9 protein-coding genes are annotated in these 17,847 nt (G+C 49.4%); all 9 read right to left on the minus strand.

Translation table 11 applies throughout. The features are described 5' to 3' along the window. Window positions 1-143 precede the first annotated feature (143 nt). Window positions 144-1,265: an alpha/beta hydrolase-fold protein gene (locus QA596_01940; GenBank protein MDG5766209.1), complete on the minus strand. Its 1,122-nt coding sequence runs from the start codon at window positions 1,263-1,265 to the stop codon at window positions 144-146. Window positions 1,266-1,310: 45 nt separating this feature from the next. Then, on the minus strand, window positions 1,311-2,477 hold the full coding sequence (locus QA596_01945; protein ID MDG5766210.1) for an alpha/beta hydrolase-fold protein: 1,167 nt from the start codon (window positions 2,475-2,477) through the stop codon (window positions 1,311-1,313). A gap of 472 nt (window positions 2,478-2,949) precedes the next feature. Then, the gene (locus tag QA596_01950) at window positions 2,950-4,548 is read right to left on the minus strand and encodes a peptidylprolyl isomerase (GenBank protein MDG5766211.1); all 1,599 of its coding nucleotides are present in this window, start codon (window positions 4,546-4,548) and stop codon (window positions 2,950-2,952) included. Window positions 4,549-4,843: 295 nt separating this feature from the next. Next, the gene (locus QA596_01955) at window positions 4,844-6,688 is read right to left on the minus strand and encodes a T9SS type A sorting domain-containing protein (protein MDG5766212.1); all 1,845 of its coding nucleotides are present in this window, start codon (window positions 6,686-6,688) and stop codon (window positions 4,844-4,846) included. 98 nt (window positions 6,689-6,786) lie between these two features. Continuing rightward, the gene (locus QA596_01960) at window positions 6,787-9,798 is read right to left on the minus strand and encodes a TonB-dependent receptor (GenBank protein MDG5766213.1); all 3,012 of its coding nucleotides are present in this window, start codon (window positions 9,796-9,798) and stop codon (window positions 6,787-6,789) included. A gap of 989 nt (window positions 9,799-10,787) precedes the next feature. After that, window positions 10,788-13,043: a family 43 glycosylhydrolase gene (locus tag QA596_01965; GenBank protein MDG5766214.1), complete on the minus strand. Its 2,256-nt coding sequence runs from the start codon at window positions 13,041-13,043 to the stop codon at window positions 10,788-10,790. A 303-nt stretch (window positions 13,044-13,346) separates the two neighbouring features. Continuing rightward, window positions 13,347-14,807: an alpha-L-arabinofuranosidase C-terminal domain-containing protein gene (locus QA596_01970; protein MDG5766215.1), complete on the minus strand. Its 1,461-nt coding sequence runs from the start codon at window positions 14,805-14,807 to the stop codon at window positions 13,347-13,349. 377 nt (window positions 14,808-15,184) lie between these two features. Then, window positions 15,185-16,327: an endo-1,4-beta-xylanase gene (locus QA596_01975; protein ID MDG5766216.1), complete on the minus strand. Its 1,143-nt coding sequence runs from the start codon at window positions 16,325-16,327 to the stop codon at window positions 15,185-15,187. A 41-nt stretch (window positions 16,328-16,368) separates the two neighbouring features. Next, a complete protein-coding gene (locus QA596_01980; protein MDG5766217.1) occupies window positions 16,369-17,823 on the minus strand; it encodes an MFS transporter in 1,455 nt (484 codons plus the stop codon). Between the last annotated feature and the right edge of the window lie 24 nt (window positions 17,824-17,847).

Consider the following 17,847-nt stretch of genomic DNA (forward strand, 5'->3'; position numbering starts at 1 on the left):
CTGAGCAGGTGTTAGGCAATTCCGGGCAATGGCTTTTACCAGGCTTGGCATACATGTGCAGTTCCTCCCGACTCGAAATATAATTGCAAAATACCCTGCATATTCCATGAGGCCTGGAGTACCGCATCAATGATGCACAACAGTTAATCCAAATCCTGGAACAACAAGGGGGCAAGCTGATGCAAGCTGCGGCGCCAGGTATGGAATTCATGGGCGGTATCCTCCGATATGTATGAAACCGCGTTGAATCCCTGGTCCTGCAACTCCCCGGCTGCACTTTCTATCCGATCGGGTCTTTCTTTGCTGCCGCAACTGAGGAAAACAAGTTTGAGCCGGTCATGATCCGCAAGCTCTTCCGGCGTATAGGTACCGCCACTAAACAGCCCGTAGTAGGAGAACACATCCGGCCTGTTCAGAGTGACCAGTTTTGTTTCGAATGCTCCCATCGAAAGGCCGGCCATGGCGCGATGTGATTGTCGGCTTACCGTTCGAAAGTTTGAATCAATAAATGGTATCAGCTCATCAACAAGCACTGTTTGAAACGGTTTGATGTCAAAGTCCCGGATCCCGCCGAACGGGACATGGTTGATCATCCCATATGTCATAACGACAATAAACGGTCGGGCTTTGCCTTCCGCAATCAGGTTATCCATGATGAAATTGGCGCGGCCCTGATTCGGCCAGGATGTTTCGTTTTCACCATAGCCATGCTGCAGGTACAACACCGGATATCTTTTGGAAATATCATTTTCATAGCCGGGAGGAGTATAAACAAAAGCTCTTTTTGTTGTTCCCGTGCTCTCCGAGGGAAACAGCACTTCATGCACAAGTCCATGCGGAACATCTTTTGCTGCGAATATTTCCTCGTCATGTGCCGGCACTTCTACGCCACTGCCCCACCGGTGGGCACCAAAAAAATAGAGCGAACCCGGGTCAGGTACGGAGGCTCCGCCAATATTCAACTGGTAGTAATGAAACCCCTCATCCTGGGGTGATGATTCTCCGGTCCACACACCGTTTTCGTCTTTAGTCAGGTCATATTCTACTCCGCCGATGTCGAGCCGGACATATTCCGCATCAGGGGCGGATATCTGGACACGCACCCGTCCTTGAGCATTTACTTTCGGGTATTCGCTCCCTTGCTGATTAATGGAAGAAGGCCGGTAGTTCTCATCGTTGTCAAGAATGGTGCTACCGGATTGAGATGCCCCGAAGCAGCCTGATAGAATTACCGGGATTGCGATGATGAGTATAATTTTTTTCATAATATACTTTCCTGGAGGATAATTGCAGTAAACGGTCAACGGGCTTTAATCCCTGAATAGTAGTGGCGCAAACTGATACAGGCTTCTTCTCCAGGTTTGCCATTCATGACCTGTATCAGGCGACACATAGTAATGGGCGTTCATCCCCTGCTCTTTCAGAATTTCGACATTGCGTTTCGGCTGTGTTCCGAGATTAAATCGCCCGCTTTCAACTTCTTTACTGCCAAAGCTTATAAACAGGAGCTTATTATCCTCCAAAAAGGACGGGTTGTCTTCAATATCCTCAGGAGTGATACTGCCACCGCTAAACATGCCCACATGAGAAAAAACGTCGGAGTTGGCCAGTGAAATAATTCGTGTCTGCATCGCTCCCATGGACAGTCCTGCCAAAGCTCTGTTTTCCTGATTGTCCAGTGTCCGGAACCTGGTGTCAATCATGGGGATGATTTCTTTAATAAGGATATTCATGAACCCGTCGGCCCATCCTTGCGGAGGCCATGACCCGCGAGTCCGTTCTCTGCCTTCGGCACTTTCGGGCATTCGCCAGGTTCCATTATCCATCACAATGATAAACGGCCGGGCCTCGCCATCCGAAATTAGATTATCCATGATCAGGTTGGCCCTGCCCTGTGCCGACCAGCCGGTCTCATTTTCCCCGCCCCCGTGTTGCAAATACAACACCGGATAACGTGTATCGGGATTATCGGCGTAGCCCGGAGGTGTGTACACAAAGCAGCGGCGCATGCCATTGTCCAATTCAGAAAAATAGATGAGCTCACTGACCATGCCATGCGGCACATCCTTCAATGCGTAGAAATCCTGGTCATGGGCCGGTATTTCAACCCCGCTTCCCCACCGGCCTGCACCATAGAAGTAAAGTGAACCCGGATCAGGTACTGATGCGCCATCGATATTCAATTGATAGTAATGGAACCCTTCATCTTGGGGTGACGACTCCCCAATCCAAATTCCGTCATCATCTTTCGTTAAATCGTATTTCACTGCGCTGATATCGAGCTGAACCCTCTTGGCATCAGGAGCCGAAATTTTTACCCGTACCCTGCCTTCGGAATTCACTTTTGGGTAGTCCTGGCCGGGCTGATTTATGGATGATGGCTTGAAATCCTCAACGACCTGTCCGTAAGAAAGCAGGGGTAATAACCCTCCGGTAATTAATACCGTGATTGCTACACTCAGTATTTTGTTCTTCATATCTGGCACCATGTAATAATTATTTGATTATTTGCAGTCATAGCTGTTCTGCATAAAGCACGTAACTATAAACCTGTAACCTGAGGCAGGGTCTAAAATAATCTTGCCTGCCATTGTGTGTGTGCAATATGGATACAAGGTCATGTGACCCGGTTTATGCAACGGACTTATGCAACCCTCCTGCTACCTGTAACACTCCTCAGTGTGATTTACCATTTAACTGTTCTTCGATCGCTTTCAGGAAGAATAGCATACTATTCCGATGGCCTTCGCCACCATAGACTTCCGCCGAAGAACGACCACACATATCACAAGTGTACAAAATACATTTATTAAATCAAAAAAAGCGCTTCCACTTTTGGCCGGATTTACAACAAATTACAACAAAATGGTATGGCTGTGCGGTTTCGGCTTTCACCTGCCGGGAGCATATGCAACCAACAGGGGTTGTGTTCGGCAAGTTAATCAGGTATCAGAGCATACCTCGATCCTTGAGATTTTGAACCAGGTGTTCCTCATAAAACTTCGACTCATAATTATCCCGGATATCGGATATTACCCTCTCGTTGATGATATTTCGGTGGTGCTCCCGAAACCTGGTTTCAATGCGGTCCGACACTTCGTCAAAGCTAAGCTGCTTTTCCGGCAACACTCTGTTTGCCCAAACAAGGGCTGGGACAGCTCCCTTTTCGGGATGGTGAAACTCAACCGGGCCTATCACATCCCCCTGCTCAAGATCAATGACGACATGTTCTATTCCGGGTTGTGACCGTTGATTCCGAACATGCGTATTACCGTCACGATCCCGGTAAAAAACCCTAACCTGAATTCTGTGTGCCAGTTCTGAAAAGGGCGTTCCGGCCTCGTACTGTGATTTCATTTCTTCAATCCGGGATTCACTTTCGGCATCGATAATCCGTGTATGGACAGTTCTGAGCTGATAAAACAGGGAGTCCTTAACCTCTTCGTAAAAAGATATCAGTCTGTCTTCTGTCGATTCTGGAATCTGACTTTCTATCACATGATCATTAAAAGCGATCAGAATCTCATTTCTAATTACCCAGTTGCGTGTGGCTGGTGTGAATATCTCTTCCAGCAGGCCGGCCTCTCTTGCAAGCTCACCTACCTTTTTCTCTCTGAGGGCGGAAACAATAAAGTTCCTGAGCCTCTCTTCTGCAAATGCAGGCGAGTCGGTCGGGATTAAAATGTTATTAAGCAGGTATAGGTATTGTTCCAGGTCAACGGTATTGTCATTATATGTCAGTATCTCAAAATTGTTGCCGTGTTCCAGCTCTTCAGCGATAACGCTGCGGTAATGTCCTCCACTGAAAAAGTTTGGCTGTCTGGCCCACCTGTGAATAGTCTGAAATGCTTCGTCATTCCACTGCACTGATTCTTTCCCTACGAGGGATTCCAGGAAACGGTCATACTCTTCCATACTTTTACTCGTGTAGGCATCCCTGACACGCCGCCTTACCTCTTCTTCCATTTCCTCAAAGGGATCAATACTTCTTTGGATGCGATCTGTGGCTTCCACGATGTAATACGCATTTTCATGTTGGATCACCTCCACATCTCCCACTTCCAATTCAAACACAACCGAATCAACGGGGAACATGACGCTTCTTCTCCATGTGGCCGGTTCGGCATATCCACCGGTTCGGGCGGACGCTTCATCCTGGGAATAGGCTTGAACGAGATCTGCAAAATTATCACCCGATTCTATTCTTTCAACAATCCCGGCGGCTTTCTCCTCCAGCGTCTCCTGCCGCTCTGATGCCTCATAGTGGTCTTCAAACAGTACAATCTGTCTGTACCTGACCTCATGTTTCATGTTTTCATGGGCATCTCGAAGATAGGCCTCCGTGAGATACTCACCCAAAAACTCCTGTTCGAAGTATGCAGCCACCAGTTCTTCGTTGATATGTCTCTGCATGGGAAGAAGAAGCTCCTCTCTCTCATTCAGGTTTTCATCAAAAAAGCCAAATCGTTTATACTGATTGCCCACCATTTCGTTCATTACATTTTTATACCCCTCGAGCGCATCATCGTAGCGAACATGAGCCAACAAGTTTTGCGCATATGCATGCAGATCACCAAACGTCAGTTTATATGAGTCACCAATCGTATAAATAACATCTGACCCTACATCATGGTCTTCATTTCTTTCAGCATCCTGACAACCAGCTGCAAATACAAGTAATAGTAAAACAATCGAAAGTTTCTGATGATACCGATGCATATAGTTTAATTTATCGTAAGACATTCCATTACCAGGGTATAATATCTATAAAAGCCCTGACTAAAAAATTAGCCAGGGCTTTTTATAGAATACGTGCTATAAGAGTCTGAGTTAGCGCAGATTCTTATTTAATCAGTGTCATTGTACGTGCTTGTACCTGATCACCGACCGTCAGACGGTATACATATACACCACTGCTGACGGACATTCCTGATTGTGTTTCGGCATTCCAGGTCACCGTATGGGAACCGGCATTCATGGAGTCGTTAATCAGGGTGGTAACAAGCTTGCCGGTAACATCAAATACTTCAAGTTTTACATCAGCGTTGTTCTGCAGTGTAAAGCGGATTTGAGTTGCCGGGTTGAACGGGTTCGGATAGTTCTGTGCCAGTTCAAAGCTGGTCGGGCTTTGCGGCATTCTATCCGGATTTTCAACAGAAACAGTTCCGAACTGAGGATCACGGCCTTCGTTAAGTGCGCTTTCCAGTTCAGCGTACAGGGCTTCCTTGTCTGCTTCGAATTGAGCCTTGCTGTCAGCAAACCAGTTGAGGTCACCAAGCGGCATGCCGCCAAGTCCGGCAGTCAGGTATGCACTGTTGCTGTAGGAAAGGTCAACCGGAATTGGCCAGTCCGGATATGGCATCATACCATCATCGCCACCTCTTTCTGTTTGTCTTTCCGGATCGATTCTCCACTTGGGCAACACATAGGGCCCGTCATCTGCGGTATCGACACTGAAGAGAATCAGCTCTTCAACCATTTCTGTCATCAGGTTTTCCGGATTGACGAAATCGGGATTGCCTCCCATGACCCAGTTGCCTTCGTTGAAGAGCGGATAACGATCGTTGTCATCAAAGATCTCCTGGGTTCTGGAGTTCATGGTGATCATCTGTGTGACCCAGTCACTACGATCCTGAGCTTCATTTTCGTTCAACTGCTGGACGATCTGGTCGAGTCGCTCATCCCAGAATACTCCATTGTTGAAGACCAGAATTTTTCTGTCAGCATCGCCATAACCTTCAAACGCTTCATCTCCTTCCGGCAGATGATTCACGTTGATAATACCGTGAGGCAGTTCATCCTGATCCGTTTCCTCGATATCCAGACCGGGGAAATAACCCTGAACATTACTGTTCACGAACAGGTTGTTGGTAACTGTCAGGTTGGTATGATAGCCGAAGCTTGTGAAAAGCTGACCGGCAGCATTCACAAAGGTGTTGTGGTTGATAAACGCCCTTTCAAAATAGAAGCCGCGGAACTTGTACATCATACCCTGGGCCATCACATGCGTTGAGTTTTCAACAACAAGTTCACCGGTCGGGTGGGAAGTGTTGTCATAGACACCGCCATTTCTACGGCAAGCCTCACCGCTCATGTTCGCGAAGTAACTGTCACGGATATGCAGACTCGTATTGGGCACTGAGTTGGACTGAACAAAGATCCAGTTGTTATGCTCCAGGAGAACGTTATCAAATGTAAGCGTTTTTCCGGCTGTCTGAGCTTCAATAAGAGCCCATCCCTGGCTGTTATCCGTCGCACTTGCAGACGAAATCAGGTTTTTGAGGGTCAGGTCTTCACGGAACATGAAGAAACCTCCGTTCGTGGCAGCACCTTCCACTGTAGAGCCGTGGATGTTAGGAGGCATTTGCTCACTTTGGCTTTGCACCAAGCGAGTATTGTCTGCGCCAACAACACGTATATGCCGTTCCGGCGTTGTCATTTGTCTTGTAAACCAGTAAACTCCACCGGGTACAAGTTCATATACACGTCCTTCCGGTGCATCTTCATCCAACTCGATGGCGTCTGCAAGGGTGTTGTCCAAAAACGATCCCGACACAACCGCGTCAAGGACGACAACGGTATCACCGCGTGTTTCAATGATAACATCATCCCACTCCTGTGCCACTGTGGAATTCAATCCCACCAAACACATCAATGCGACGAGCAACGGTAGCATTCTTTTACTCATAATATTGAGCCTCCTGTTTATTTGTTTTATTGATTAGGGCAGGGAGCATAATGGGATATACTCCCTACCCTTTTTGGGTGAATCGTTTCAACTACTTTTTAGAAATCATATCGCAAGCCAATTTCAAACGAACGGGCATCGTAGCGAATTCTGGTAAGCTGGTTAGATGGTTGCTCATCGAGCTGTCCATCGGTGTAGCGACGGAAGTAGCGATAGGTATTGGTGGGATTGTGCGTAATGTTCACTCCACTTATCGACATGCTTAAGCCCTCCACGGGCAGCCGCTGCCGAATTGAGAAATCCCATCCATAGACATCTTCGTCAAACCAGTCAGCTTCCGGCCTTTGGCCAACCGAGGTGATCACATCACCCTGGAGCCTGAAAGAAACTCGTCCGGAGAAACCACGGTAATCTGCGCCAAGAGCCACGTTGATGATGTGGTCACCCTGAAAAAGCAGCCGCCCTGTACGGACAATTTCCTCTTCAACCAGAATCCTTCGCGGAGGAAATACCGTTTGATCCATAACTTCTTCGAATCGGATAAATCTGTAATCCATCTCGGAGAAGTTTCGGGTATAGTTCACATTCAAAACGGTGGAATTGAACGGAGCCGGCAAGTACCAGAAGTTGGTCTGCCAGTCAATTTCAAAGCCATGAACATGCGCCTTGTGAGGATTGTTCATGAATGTACTTACCTCATAACTGCCGGCCGGGGAACTGAAGCCCATAGCCTCCCATGTTTCGGCCTCCGGGAAGTTGATTCCTTCCGGAAGGGCCCTGTTCAGCCTGTTAATACCATAGAAGAAGTCTGTAAGCTCTTTGTAGAATACGCCCACGGTAAACAAGCCGATCTCGTTATTGTAGAGCGCGACGTTAAAATCGAAATTGTTCGAAATCGTCGGCTCCAGAAACGGGTTACCTGCCTGGCCGCTGCCTGCACCCCTGAAAACATTGGGAATGAGCATGCTGAAGTCAGGACGCGAAATGGTTTTGGTATAAGCCGCCCGAAGATCCATCCAGTCGGTAACGGAGAAACGTGCCTGAACATTCGGGAACAAATGGCCATAGTCTCTTTCGACTGTCGTGATCGAATCCGCCATTTGCAGCACATGGGGATCCCGGCGCTCAAGGTTTATGACATCACCATAGGCACCGTGGGTTTCGTACACAAAGTTGGCATCATAGTCCATGTTGAAGTGCTCATAGCGAACACCGGCCATCAGGGTCAGACGCGTTCCAATATCAAAGGTACCCATGAAGTAACCCGCGGTAATTCTTTCAGTCAACGAGAAATCGTTCCGCTGTGAATCGGACTCATGGATGGGCCAACCCGCCCCTTCAAGGGCCCGATAGAAGCTGTCCATCATATCCACGTCAATTACGCGATTCATTGGCCTTCTTCCATCAAAGAAATAGTCGCCACGGCCATCTCCGTAGCTGTGATCAATAAAGTCTTCAAATCGGAGTCTTCTGCTTGGATCAATACCCCGTTCAATGGCCCATTCCCTTGCCTCATCATAGTGATTAGGAATTTCAAGATCATGAGCTTTCAAACGGTCACGTTCGTTATCCCTGTTTGTGATCACCATTCGTCCACCGGTCTGGAACTCGACAGAAACACCCCCACCGAGATCCACGGGCAAGGTAAAGTCGAGATTACCGGTGTAGTTTCTTTGGGTAAAATCGATTTCTTCCAGGAAATGCGTTCCTTGCTGAATGGCGTTAGCCCAAGCTCCTTCGCGATACTCAATATCATAGAAATCGTCGAATCTTATTTCCAAACGATTCTGATCCGCGAAATCAGCTTCGGCATCACCACTGTTGGCGAAGTAGAACTCATCCCAGTTATCGCCGTATCTCAAGTTGGTTTCCTGCTTGCTTCGTGCATGAGAAACCCCAAAATTTACCTGAAGATCGGAGAAATTGTATTCTCCCTGCAGCGCGTTGATCAGAAGCTGACGATCTCTGTCGTTTCGATTTATCCGATATGACCGCCGGCTGGCACCAAGCTCCAGGAAGTCCCGGAATCCCACATAGTCAGAGTTTGTGTGCGCGATGGTATTTTGCAGAGAGATTTTTCCGTTGGGAAGGCGATAGTCCATGATCACACTTCCACCATACTCGGAAACGATATTAACTTCATCCATGAAGTTAATTTCATTCACTCGCATGACATGATCTCCATCAACAGCAGAATGGAACTCGTAGTTGGCCTGAATGATATCGGCACCGCCATCCCTTCTGTTGGCATTTGCCTGGACAAATACTCCCAGGCGATCATCAAAGAATCTGTCGCTCAAGCTTCCCCACATCTGATAATTCTCACCGGGGTAGGTACGATCCTGTGTATTGTAGCTTCCTTGAACAAGCGCGTCGAATTTGAGTCCGGAGGGAGCTTCTCGCAATCTCAGGTTAACGGCACCTCCTGTTGCGTTCGCTTCCATGTCGGGGGTAACCGCTTTGGTCACATCAATACCGTCCAGCATGTTTGAAGAGATGAATCCCAGGTTGGTGGACCGGTCGTTCTGATCCGTAGACGGCAACTGGATACCATTCACACTGACCGTGTTCAGTTTGGCCTGCATACCGCGAATCACAATCTTGTCACCATGCTGAAGCGAAACACCCGGCAACCGGCTCAAAGCGGTAGCCGCGCTGGCATCGGGGAGCTCCCGGATTCTTTCTGATGAGACAATATTCTGAATAGTCCGTGATCTGAGCTGCTCGTTGATGGCCGAGGTTTGCCCCCTTGCCTGGGCAGAAATAATTACTTCTTCTCCGGTGATACCACTCCAGTCCATCACGATGACAACTTCTGTTTCCTCACCGGCTTCAACTACGACATCCTGCCGTACACGATCGTATCCGATATAGGTAGCTACAAGAGTATATTCGCCCGGCTGTACATTGCGGATGGTAAATCTACCTTCCATATTGGTAGATGCTCCTCTGTTGGTGCCCTCAATCATTACGGTGGCCCCCAGCAGGGTTTCATCATTCGAACCGTCAATGAGAGTGCCAGTGATGGTTCCCGTGTTTTGAGCTAATGCGTTTGTAGCTACAACCAGCAGAAAGGCTACTGCAAAAGCGCTTGTCATTTTTTTAATCATAGTTTTGGTATTGCTTTTTAACGGATCCACTTTTTTAGTTATAAACCAGATGTGAAAAATTTTCAGCTCCGATGGCTGATTTGAAGAATATTTACTAACCGGGTTGGTTTACGGGCATCAGATGTCAAAAATCAACACTTGTACCCACGGATTCAATAGTTCACTGCACGATAATTATCTGTCTGTATCCCTGTATATCAACACGCAACTACAACCTTGCGCGGGCTTTGATTCCCTGTATCACGTTATCATCATAAGTACTTGTTATTCTGTACCTCACACATGCTTCAGGATGATTTTCATTGACAAGGGGAAGCGGCCCCAGGCAACTCACATAGCATAATCGTTAAATATACACCAAAAATAATAAAAAACACTTCCGGCGACAAAGAAACAAAAAGCGCTTTTCGATATTTCCGGTACAGTTTGTTCATCTTCTAGTCGCAATCGTTTTTCAAGCAACCTGTTGCGTGTTTTAATCTGTTCGGAATCTCTGCAATCATCCTCCGAACGTTGTCCTGGCGCCCGAGAAAGATCGGGCAAACATTCGAGCAAATTTCTCTCACACTTAAAGGATAATGATTTTTTTTTGTTCCTCCAATAACTAAATCGGTAAGACAAAAAAAAGTGACGGCCTATCTCCGCCTTCAGAAATTGCAGTGCCCGAACTCAAAGTCGACACTTCAGCCACCAGGCAGCTTCTTAACCAATATCCGTCTACTTATCATCACACCTTATGCTTACAAAAAATAACTTATACAGATCCAACGGAAATGGCAATAAGCATGGTAATGTTTATTTACTTATCGGGCGGGCAGATACCTTGATACTGTGGAAACAGAAATAAAACGGAGCCATCAAGTTTCCGCCCAACTCATGGGCAGTCTTCCAAGGTATCCGACACCCGAAGAGCCGCTCACGAGGCAGCTTCCAATGTTACCGGTCACGCCCCGTGGTTTATGCACATCAAAGCCTTTGACCCTTTTTCGCTACCTGATCAAGGTGAGGCTTCGAGACTGAACAAAATCTCCCGCCTTAATGCGGTAAATATAGACTCCACTGGCCAACCCGTCTCCATCAAAGTGATAGACATGTCGTCCGGCTTCCAGTGACCTGCCATCCAGCAACGATGCTACTCTTCTGCCGGTCACATCGTAAACTGCCAGGGAGACATCTGTTGCCTGGGGAAGTGTAAACCCGATGTTGGTGGACGGGTTAAACGGATTGGGATAATTTTGATCCAATGAAAACGCATAAGGCGTTTCAAGTGGATCATCGCCCGATGTGACATATTGATCGGAATGAAAGCGGAAACTTTGCAATCTTAAAAGCGATGTACCTTCATCACCCAAAAACCGCAAATATACGTCATGCCGACCGGTGACATCGTCTACCGGTACCGAAAATGTCTGATAGTTACTCCATGATCCGGTATTTTCGATCGGAACTTCCGCAATCAGCTCGCCCGTTTCAATGGCACCCAGCCACACCTCTGCGATGCCCCCGTCATTTGGGCTGGAAGCACGCATACTCACGGCATTGGTAGTATGCTGATAGCCGCCATCCATACTGTCATCACCAAACTCCACACCGGCATAGAGGGCCCAGTCTCCATTATGGATATCACCGAGATATCCCGGCCTTCGCTGTGCCCCCGACCTGTTTACTGCGTGCCTGCCCATAATGTCCGTATACGCATCTCTGTAGATATACAGGTTGAAAAATGCAAACCGGCCTTCGACATACAGGCCCTGCTGGTTGCCTGTGAACGCGTTGAAGTCGATATCGGGATGGGGCTGATCCATGGATACCACATTAATCGACTCCCCTATTTGCGTCCAGTCGGCACCATCAGCACTGTAGAAACCGGTAAGTGTATGTTCATTGCGAACCAACTTGAGCCAGACCTCCTGGCCGACCGTATTCGGAGTTTCGTACTCGATATCCTGAAAACTGAACGCCAAAACCCGCTGCCCTTCGTCGTTTCGGGAGCTGTACAATTTTGCAAAATGGGTTTCCGTGCCGTTGAAAATCCAGAGACCGGCTTCATGTGTCGGCTGCACCGGGTTGAAGTCAACTTTTGTGATCAGAGAGTATCCATGCTCTCCATCGTTCTTGATGACCGTGTTGTCGCCCTGATACGGCTCCATGTACAACCATCCGGGCCTTTCGTTCAATGAAATGGACGCCGGCCGGGTTTCTCCCAGTACGGACCATTCCGGATCCAGTTCGCTCCCGTTGAACATATCGGATTTGGGAACCATCCAGGGAACACCTCCGGACGGCAAATCCGGCGCCGTCTCGGCATTATCGGTCGGATACCGCATCAGCGGCCACCCCTCATCATCGTAAACAACCTCGTGCAACAGCCCCTGACGCCCCTGGGCATACCAGTTGCCAACATGGTAACTGTGGCCGATCGCCCAGCTTGTTCCGTCATCAAGAGTGACGGCAGGAGAGATATGATTGGGGCGATCAAATGAATGCCGGCTGCCGAAATACATGTTCCCCTGCATGATCTCCCAGTCATCCGGATCATCCGACAACACCTCGCTGCGCATCACATACTGCTCACCGACCAGATGCTCCGCAAAACTGTAATAATAGTACCCGTTGTATTTCCACATGACCGGCCCTTCCGCCCATCCGTAGGGGTGATCCGGCGCCGGGTTCAACCAGGACAAATCAAGCACCTCTCCCGTAGGCTGGCCATCCTCCCCCAGCTCTACCATGTGATTGACGGAGTGACCGGCTTTGGTAAGCAAAAACCAACGACCAGACTCTTCATCAATGAAAATGGAGTTGTCGACACCCAGGTTATGGACTCCGGGAGGAAGATCCATCACCGTCGGGCGGCTCCAGGGGCCTTCCGGATCATCCGCCGTTACAAAGTACATACGGCCGCCGCCACGTCCGAAATAGTGCCAATAAGTATCGTGGTGATAGACCATGTGGCCGCCCCAGATTCCGCCACCGGGATCATTCCCGTATACGCTCCAGTCAAACGGAACCGGCTGGGCGATAACCTCCCAATGCACCAGGTTACTTGACCTGTAAATTCTCGGGGTTACATTGAACGACGATCCAGACGAGTAGAAATAATCACCGATTTTGGTGAGCGTAGGATCAGGATGATCACCGGGGAAAACCGGATTCACAAATGTTTGATGAGAAGGTGGCAGCTGTCCAAAACTCATCGCAACAAGCAAGAACGTGTAAAGCAGTGTAGTAATCGCAAATCTCATAGAGTGCCTCGGTTTGTTTCGGAATATCGATCATACTGAAAGGAATCTCCTATATTCCTGGCATTTTGATATCCACTTCCTGAATAAATGTATCTAGTACACTTATAAGGTGCAAAGAAAATTATAAATCAGCAACAGGATACTAAAAAAGCGCTCACAAAAAATTCCGGCAAGTGAAGCAACCGGACTTTTCCCTGCTTTCAGAACAAAAAAACCGGATGATGAATTGATATATCCACCATCCGGCCTGATTTCGGATTACACACTATAAGGAGTCGGGCAAAACCCAACACAAACTTTTGGTCAGCGAACTTCCAGCACAATCAGCGATTTCGCCGGAAGATCGATATGGAGCTTCCCGCCTGAAATCCGAGCTCCGTCAAAATCCTGCGGACTCACCACACTCGGCCGGTCAAAGGTATTGTGCGCATTCATCCGGTCTGCCGTAAGGATACGTCCGGAAACCCGGCTCAGGTCGCCGCCGCGAATATCGATCTCAATGGATCGGTCCTGGTTCGGATCGAGGTTGGTCATGGTCACATGCATCCGGCCGTTGCTGTCGCGTGATGCGGTAGCCGTAACGGCAGGAATGGACTCTCCGTTATAGGTATACTCGCCGGCATCCATCTTGAATGTCAGATATTCGGCATCATGGTGCACGGTATAGAAATCGAATACATGATAGGTCGGTGTCAGCAGCATCTCATCGCCTTCGGTGAGGATCATCGCCTGCAGCACGTTGACGCTCTGAGCGATATTGGCCATTTTCACCCGGTCCAGATGGCGGTGAAAAATATCGAGAGACGCCGAGGCAGACAGCGCATCCCTGAGAGCGTTCTGCTGATGCAGAAAACCGGGATTGGTTCCTTCCATGGGTTCATGCCACGTACCCCATTCTCCGAGAATCAGCCAGATTCGTTTTTCAGGATCGTACTGATCCATGATGTTTTTGTGCCGGGTAATCAGTTCATCCCAGAACAGGGTCTCTTCCATCAGCTCGAACCATTCGGCTTCGGTAAAATCGATGGCATGCCCTTTTGTGTCTTCCCAGGAGCCGGTAATGGTGTAATGATGCAGATCCAGTCCGTCCATGTAATCGGCGGCGCGCTCCATCATCACGCGGGTCCATTCGTAGTCGTCACCGGCGGCGCCGGCGGCAATACGAAAAGGCTCGGCATCGCCCATCGGGTGCAAGAATGTGGCAAACTGACGGTAATCATCCGCATACTTCTCGGGACGCATGTTGCCGCCACATCCCCAGCTTTCGTTACCCACACCCCAGAACGTGACATTCCAGGGCTCGGCGCGGCCGTTCTGTTTACGCAGTTCGGCCATGGATCCAGGTCCGGGATGGTTGATGTACTCCCACCAGCGGGCCATTTGCTGCACGGTGCCGCTGCCGACATTTCCTACGATAATCGGTTCGGTGTCAAGCATCTCGGTCAGTTCCAGAAACTCGTGTGTGCCAACCGCGTTTTCATCAACCACCCCGCCCCAGAGCACGTTGATGATGGACGGTCGCTCTTCCTGCGGACCAATCCCATACTCCCAGAAGTAGTAGTCGGCAAAGCATCCACCCGGCCAGCGCAAATTGGGGATCTGAATTCTGCGCAGCGCTTCGACCACATCTTCCCGGATTTCGTACTCACCGTCACCAACCTCCTTCCAGATGCCGTCATAGATACCACGGCCGAGGTGTTCGGCGAAATGACCGTAGATATGCCGGCTAATGATGTCTTGCGGCTGATCGGCCTGGATGACCATTTGCTGGGTTGGTTGCCCCGTCACCGGCGCGTTGAAGGCAAATCCCGTGATCAGACAGCAAAAAGCGGTAACCAGAGTAACAAACCGCAATCTACTGTAGCTATTGCGGCTGTCCGCCAAAGCAGGTGATATACGGATTTTTTGCAGAAAAGAGTCGAAAAAACCAGTCACTGAAGACGATACAGCCTCCATGGTTGAATGATCCCTGAAAGATGATTTCATAGTATTATAAAATTTAAGCGCAACTGTTCCATCGAATAAACGGATCCTTCGCAGAAGCGCACGTTGCCTGTTAAAAAAAGCCCGGCTCGGCGGGAAAAGTCCACCCATACCATCCCCTCGCGGACAAAAGTGTTCCCGCCGGCCAGGTTGTAACGTTAGTTGTCAAGTTTCTCGTTGGCAAGATCGACAATCGAAAAGAACGCCGGTTTCGGCTGCCATTCCCTGTCAAAGACCAGCGGATAATTGGTGCGGCCCCGTACCGGCCAGTTGTTCTTCCAGGAGTCACCATCGGTAACCCCCCAGAAGGTGACGCGGGTGATATCATCGCGATGGCGCAGGTAAATCTCAAATATATCCCGGTACCGGTCGGCCAGCTCCTGCTGGACCTCAGCCGGCAATCCGTCGGGGTAGGGATTCAGCTCGTCGCGGAGCTCCACCTGCATATTGACATCCGCTCCCATGTAATCCATGGCCTGTGGCAGCACATCAATCTCAATTTCGGTGACCATCACATCGATGCCGAGGGCGGCGAAATCCACGACTGTCTGTTCAACCTGTTCCAGATCAGGCCATTCCAGGTCAAAGTGCCCCTGGGTTCCGATACCGGTTATCGGGGCACCGTTTTCCTGGAGATACTCTACAATCCAGACCGCTCCTTCCCGCTTCGACGGAATTTCCAGCGAGTAATCATTATAGTATAACTCGGCATCAGGATCCGCTTCACGGGCATACTTGAATGCCTTGACCAGGTAATCCTCCCCGATGATATTGTACCAGGGGGATTCTCTCAGCGATCCATCCTCATTCAATGCCTCGTTGACGACATCCCAGCCATGGACGCGGCCCTTGTATCGTCCGACGACGGTGTGGATGTGATTACGCATACGCTCCAGCAATGCTTCGCGACTTAGCGTATTGCCATCCTCATCCTCAAAAACCCATCGGGGTGTCTGGCTGTGCCAAACCAGGGTATGCCCGACAACAAACATGTCGTTCTCCTCCGCGTACTCAATGAACATGTCGGTCGCTTCGAAATCATACACACCCGGTTCCGGGTGGATGTTTTCCCACTTCATCTCGTTTTCGGATGTCACGGCGTTGAAGTGCACGCGAGCAAGTGCGGCACCCTCCGGGTCTGCACTGGAGATCTGCCGGTGATTCATGGCGGTACCGATCATGAACGCATCCTCGAAAACTTCATGCAGGGATGGAATTGGTGATTCCTCCGTCGGCGGAGGTGTCGTATCACAGGCTGCCAAAAGCAGCAGGGAAAGGGAGGTTACAGCAAATAATCTCATAGGTATATCAGTTTTGAAAGTTGAAATATTCAGTTGAAAAATCAGGATTCGTTCGCTTCGGAATCTTTTTTCCTGGCGAGCAGGTCCTCTTCAATTTTTACCATCATGGTATCTTTGAGCGGGTAGAAGAGCATGATTGCGCCGCCAATCAATCCGAAGATCGCCGGATAGAAGCTCATCAACATCCGGATGCCGATAATGGTATCGTCGGTTTGCTGGGCAAGCGGTACAAAGTTGTGCAATTCCAGAATCCATCCGACGAACGCACCGCCGAAAGTGAGGCCGAGCTTGAGCATAAACAGTGAAGCCGCCATGATCAGCGCGGTAGCCCGCCGGCCGAACTTCCACTCGCCATAATCGGCCGCATCCGTATAGAGTGCCCACTGAAGTACCGACACAGAACCGAAGAAGTACGATACGATGATGTTCAGGATAAATATAAGCAGCACATTTTCCGGTTGCAGGAAAAAGAAGAAACATGACGCAGCGGCACTCGTCAGCAGGAAGCCCGAATAGACATTCTTTTTGTCGATCCGCTTGGTGTAGAGCTTGGTCATGATCGCGCCGAGCAGCGTGGAGATCGAACCCAGGGTAAAAAACGAAGAGGTGAAGACTTCAAACCCGAGATTGATAGTGTATCCCAGCAACACCAGTTGCTGGTCCTCCACAAAGTACCGGAAGTAGTAGGCGGTGGCTGACCCCCGCATCACGATGTAGGTCAGCTGGAACAGGGTTGCGATTCCGATCAGTACCCACGCCTTGTTTTTCAGAAGGTCCTTGAGGTCGTGGCTCACTTTGTTCCGCACCACCTTTTTCGGTGTGACTCGCTCGCGAGTCATGAAAAACGTAAGCATCAGCAACAGAACGGCGAAGGCACCATAAGCCGCCATTGTCAGCTGCCAGCCAAGCTGCTCGTCCCCTGAACCAAGAAAACGGACAAGGCCGAGGGTAGCAAAACCGACGATCATCTGTCCGACAAACGCGGCTGCAAAGCGGTAGGATGACACTTCGGCTCTTTCGGCAGAATTCGGGGTAATAACACCCATAAGTGCGGAATAAGGCACGTTTACTGCCGTGTACAGCATCATCAAAGCCATGTAGGTCACATAGGCATATACGATTTTAGACGATCCGGCAAGTTCCGGAGTCGTGAAAGTCAGAATCCCGCCAAGTGCCAGAGGAATGGACAATGTGGCAATATAGGGCCTGAACTTACCCCAACGCGATTCGGTACGGTCGGCGATCATTCCCATAATGGGATCGGTAATCGCGTCCCATATCCGGGTCACCAGCATCATGGTACCCATGGCGGCGGCGGAGAGGCCGAATACATCGGTGTAAAAAATGGGCAGGAACAGGACAAAGGTCTGGAAATACAGGTTGGTGGCCATATCACCAAAACTGAATCCAACCTTCTCCTTGAAGGTTAGCCGCGGACGTTCAACTTCAATGTTATTGCCATTCGCGACTTCCGGAGTATCTTGATTTTGTGCCATATCGGTTTTTGGGTTAGGGGATAA

It is taken from the genome of Balneolales bacterium ANBcel1, assembly GCA_029688905.1.
Lineage (GTDB): Bacteria > Bacteroidota > Rhodothermia > Balneolales > Natronogracilivirgulaceae > SLLW01.

Excerpts from the sequence above, each read along its gene's own strand:
- QA596_01940 (MDG5766209.1), bottom strand. The coding sequence starts at position 1,265 with ATGAAAAAAATTATACTCATCATCGCAATCCCGGTAATTCTATCAGGC.
- QA596_01945 (MDG5766210.1), bottom strand. The coding sequence starts at position 2,477 with ATGAAGAACAAAATACTGAGTGTAGCAATCACGGTATTAATTACCGGA.
- QA596_01955 (MDG5766212.1), bottom strand. The coding sequence starts at position 6,688 with ATGAGTAAAAGAATGCTACCGTTGCTCGTCGCATTGATGTGTTTGGTG.
- QA596_01960 (MDG5766213.1), bottom strand. The coding sequence starts at position 9,798 with ATGATTAAAAAAATGACAAGCGCTTTTGCAGTAGCCTTTCTGCTGGTT.
- QA596_01965 (MDG5766214.1), bottom strand. The coding sequence starts at position 13,043 with ATGAGATTTGCGATTACTACACTGCTTTACACGTTCTTGCTTGTTGCG.
- QA596_01970 (MDG5766215.1), bottom strand. The coding sequence starts at position 14,807 with ATGGTCATCCAGGCCGATCAGCCGCAAGACATCATTAGCCGGCATATC.
- QA596_01975 (MDG5766216.1), bottom strand. The coding sequence starts at position 16,327 with ATGAGATTATTTGCTGTAACCTCCCTTTCCCTGCTGCTTTTGGCAGCC.
- QA596_01980 (MDG5766217.1), bottom strand. The coding sequence starts at position 17,823 with ATGGCACAAAATCAAGATACTCCGGAAGTCGCGAATGGCAATAACATT.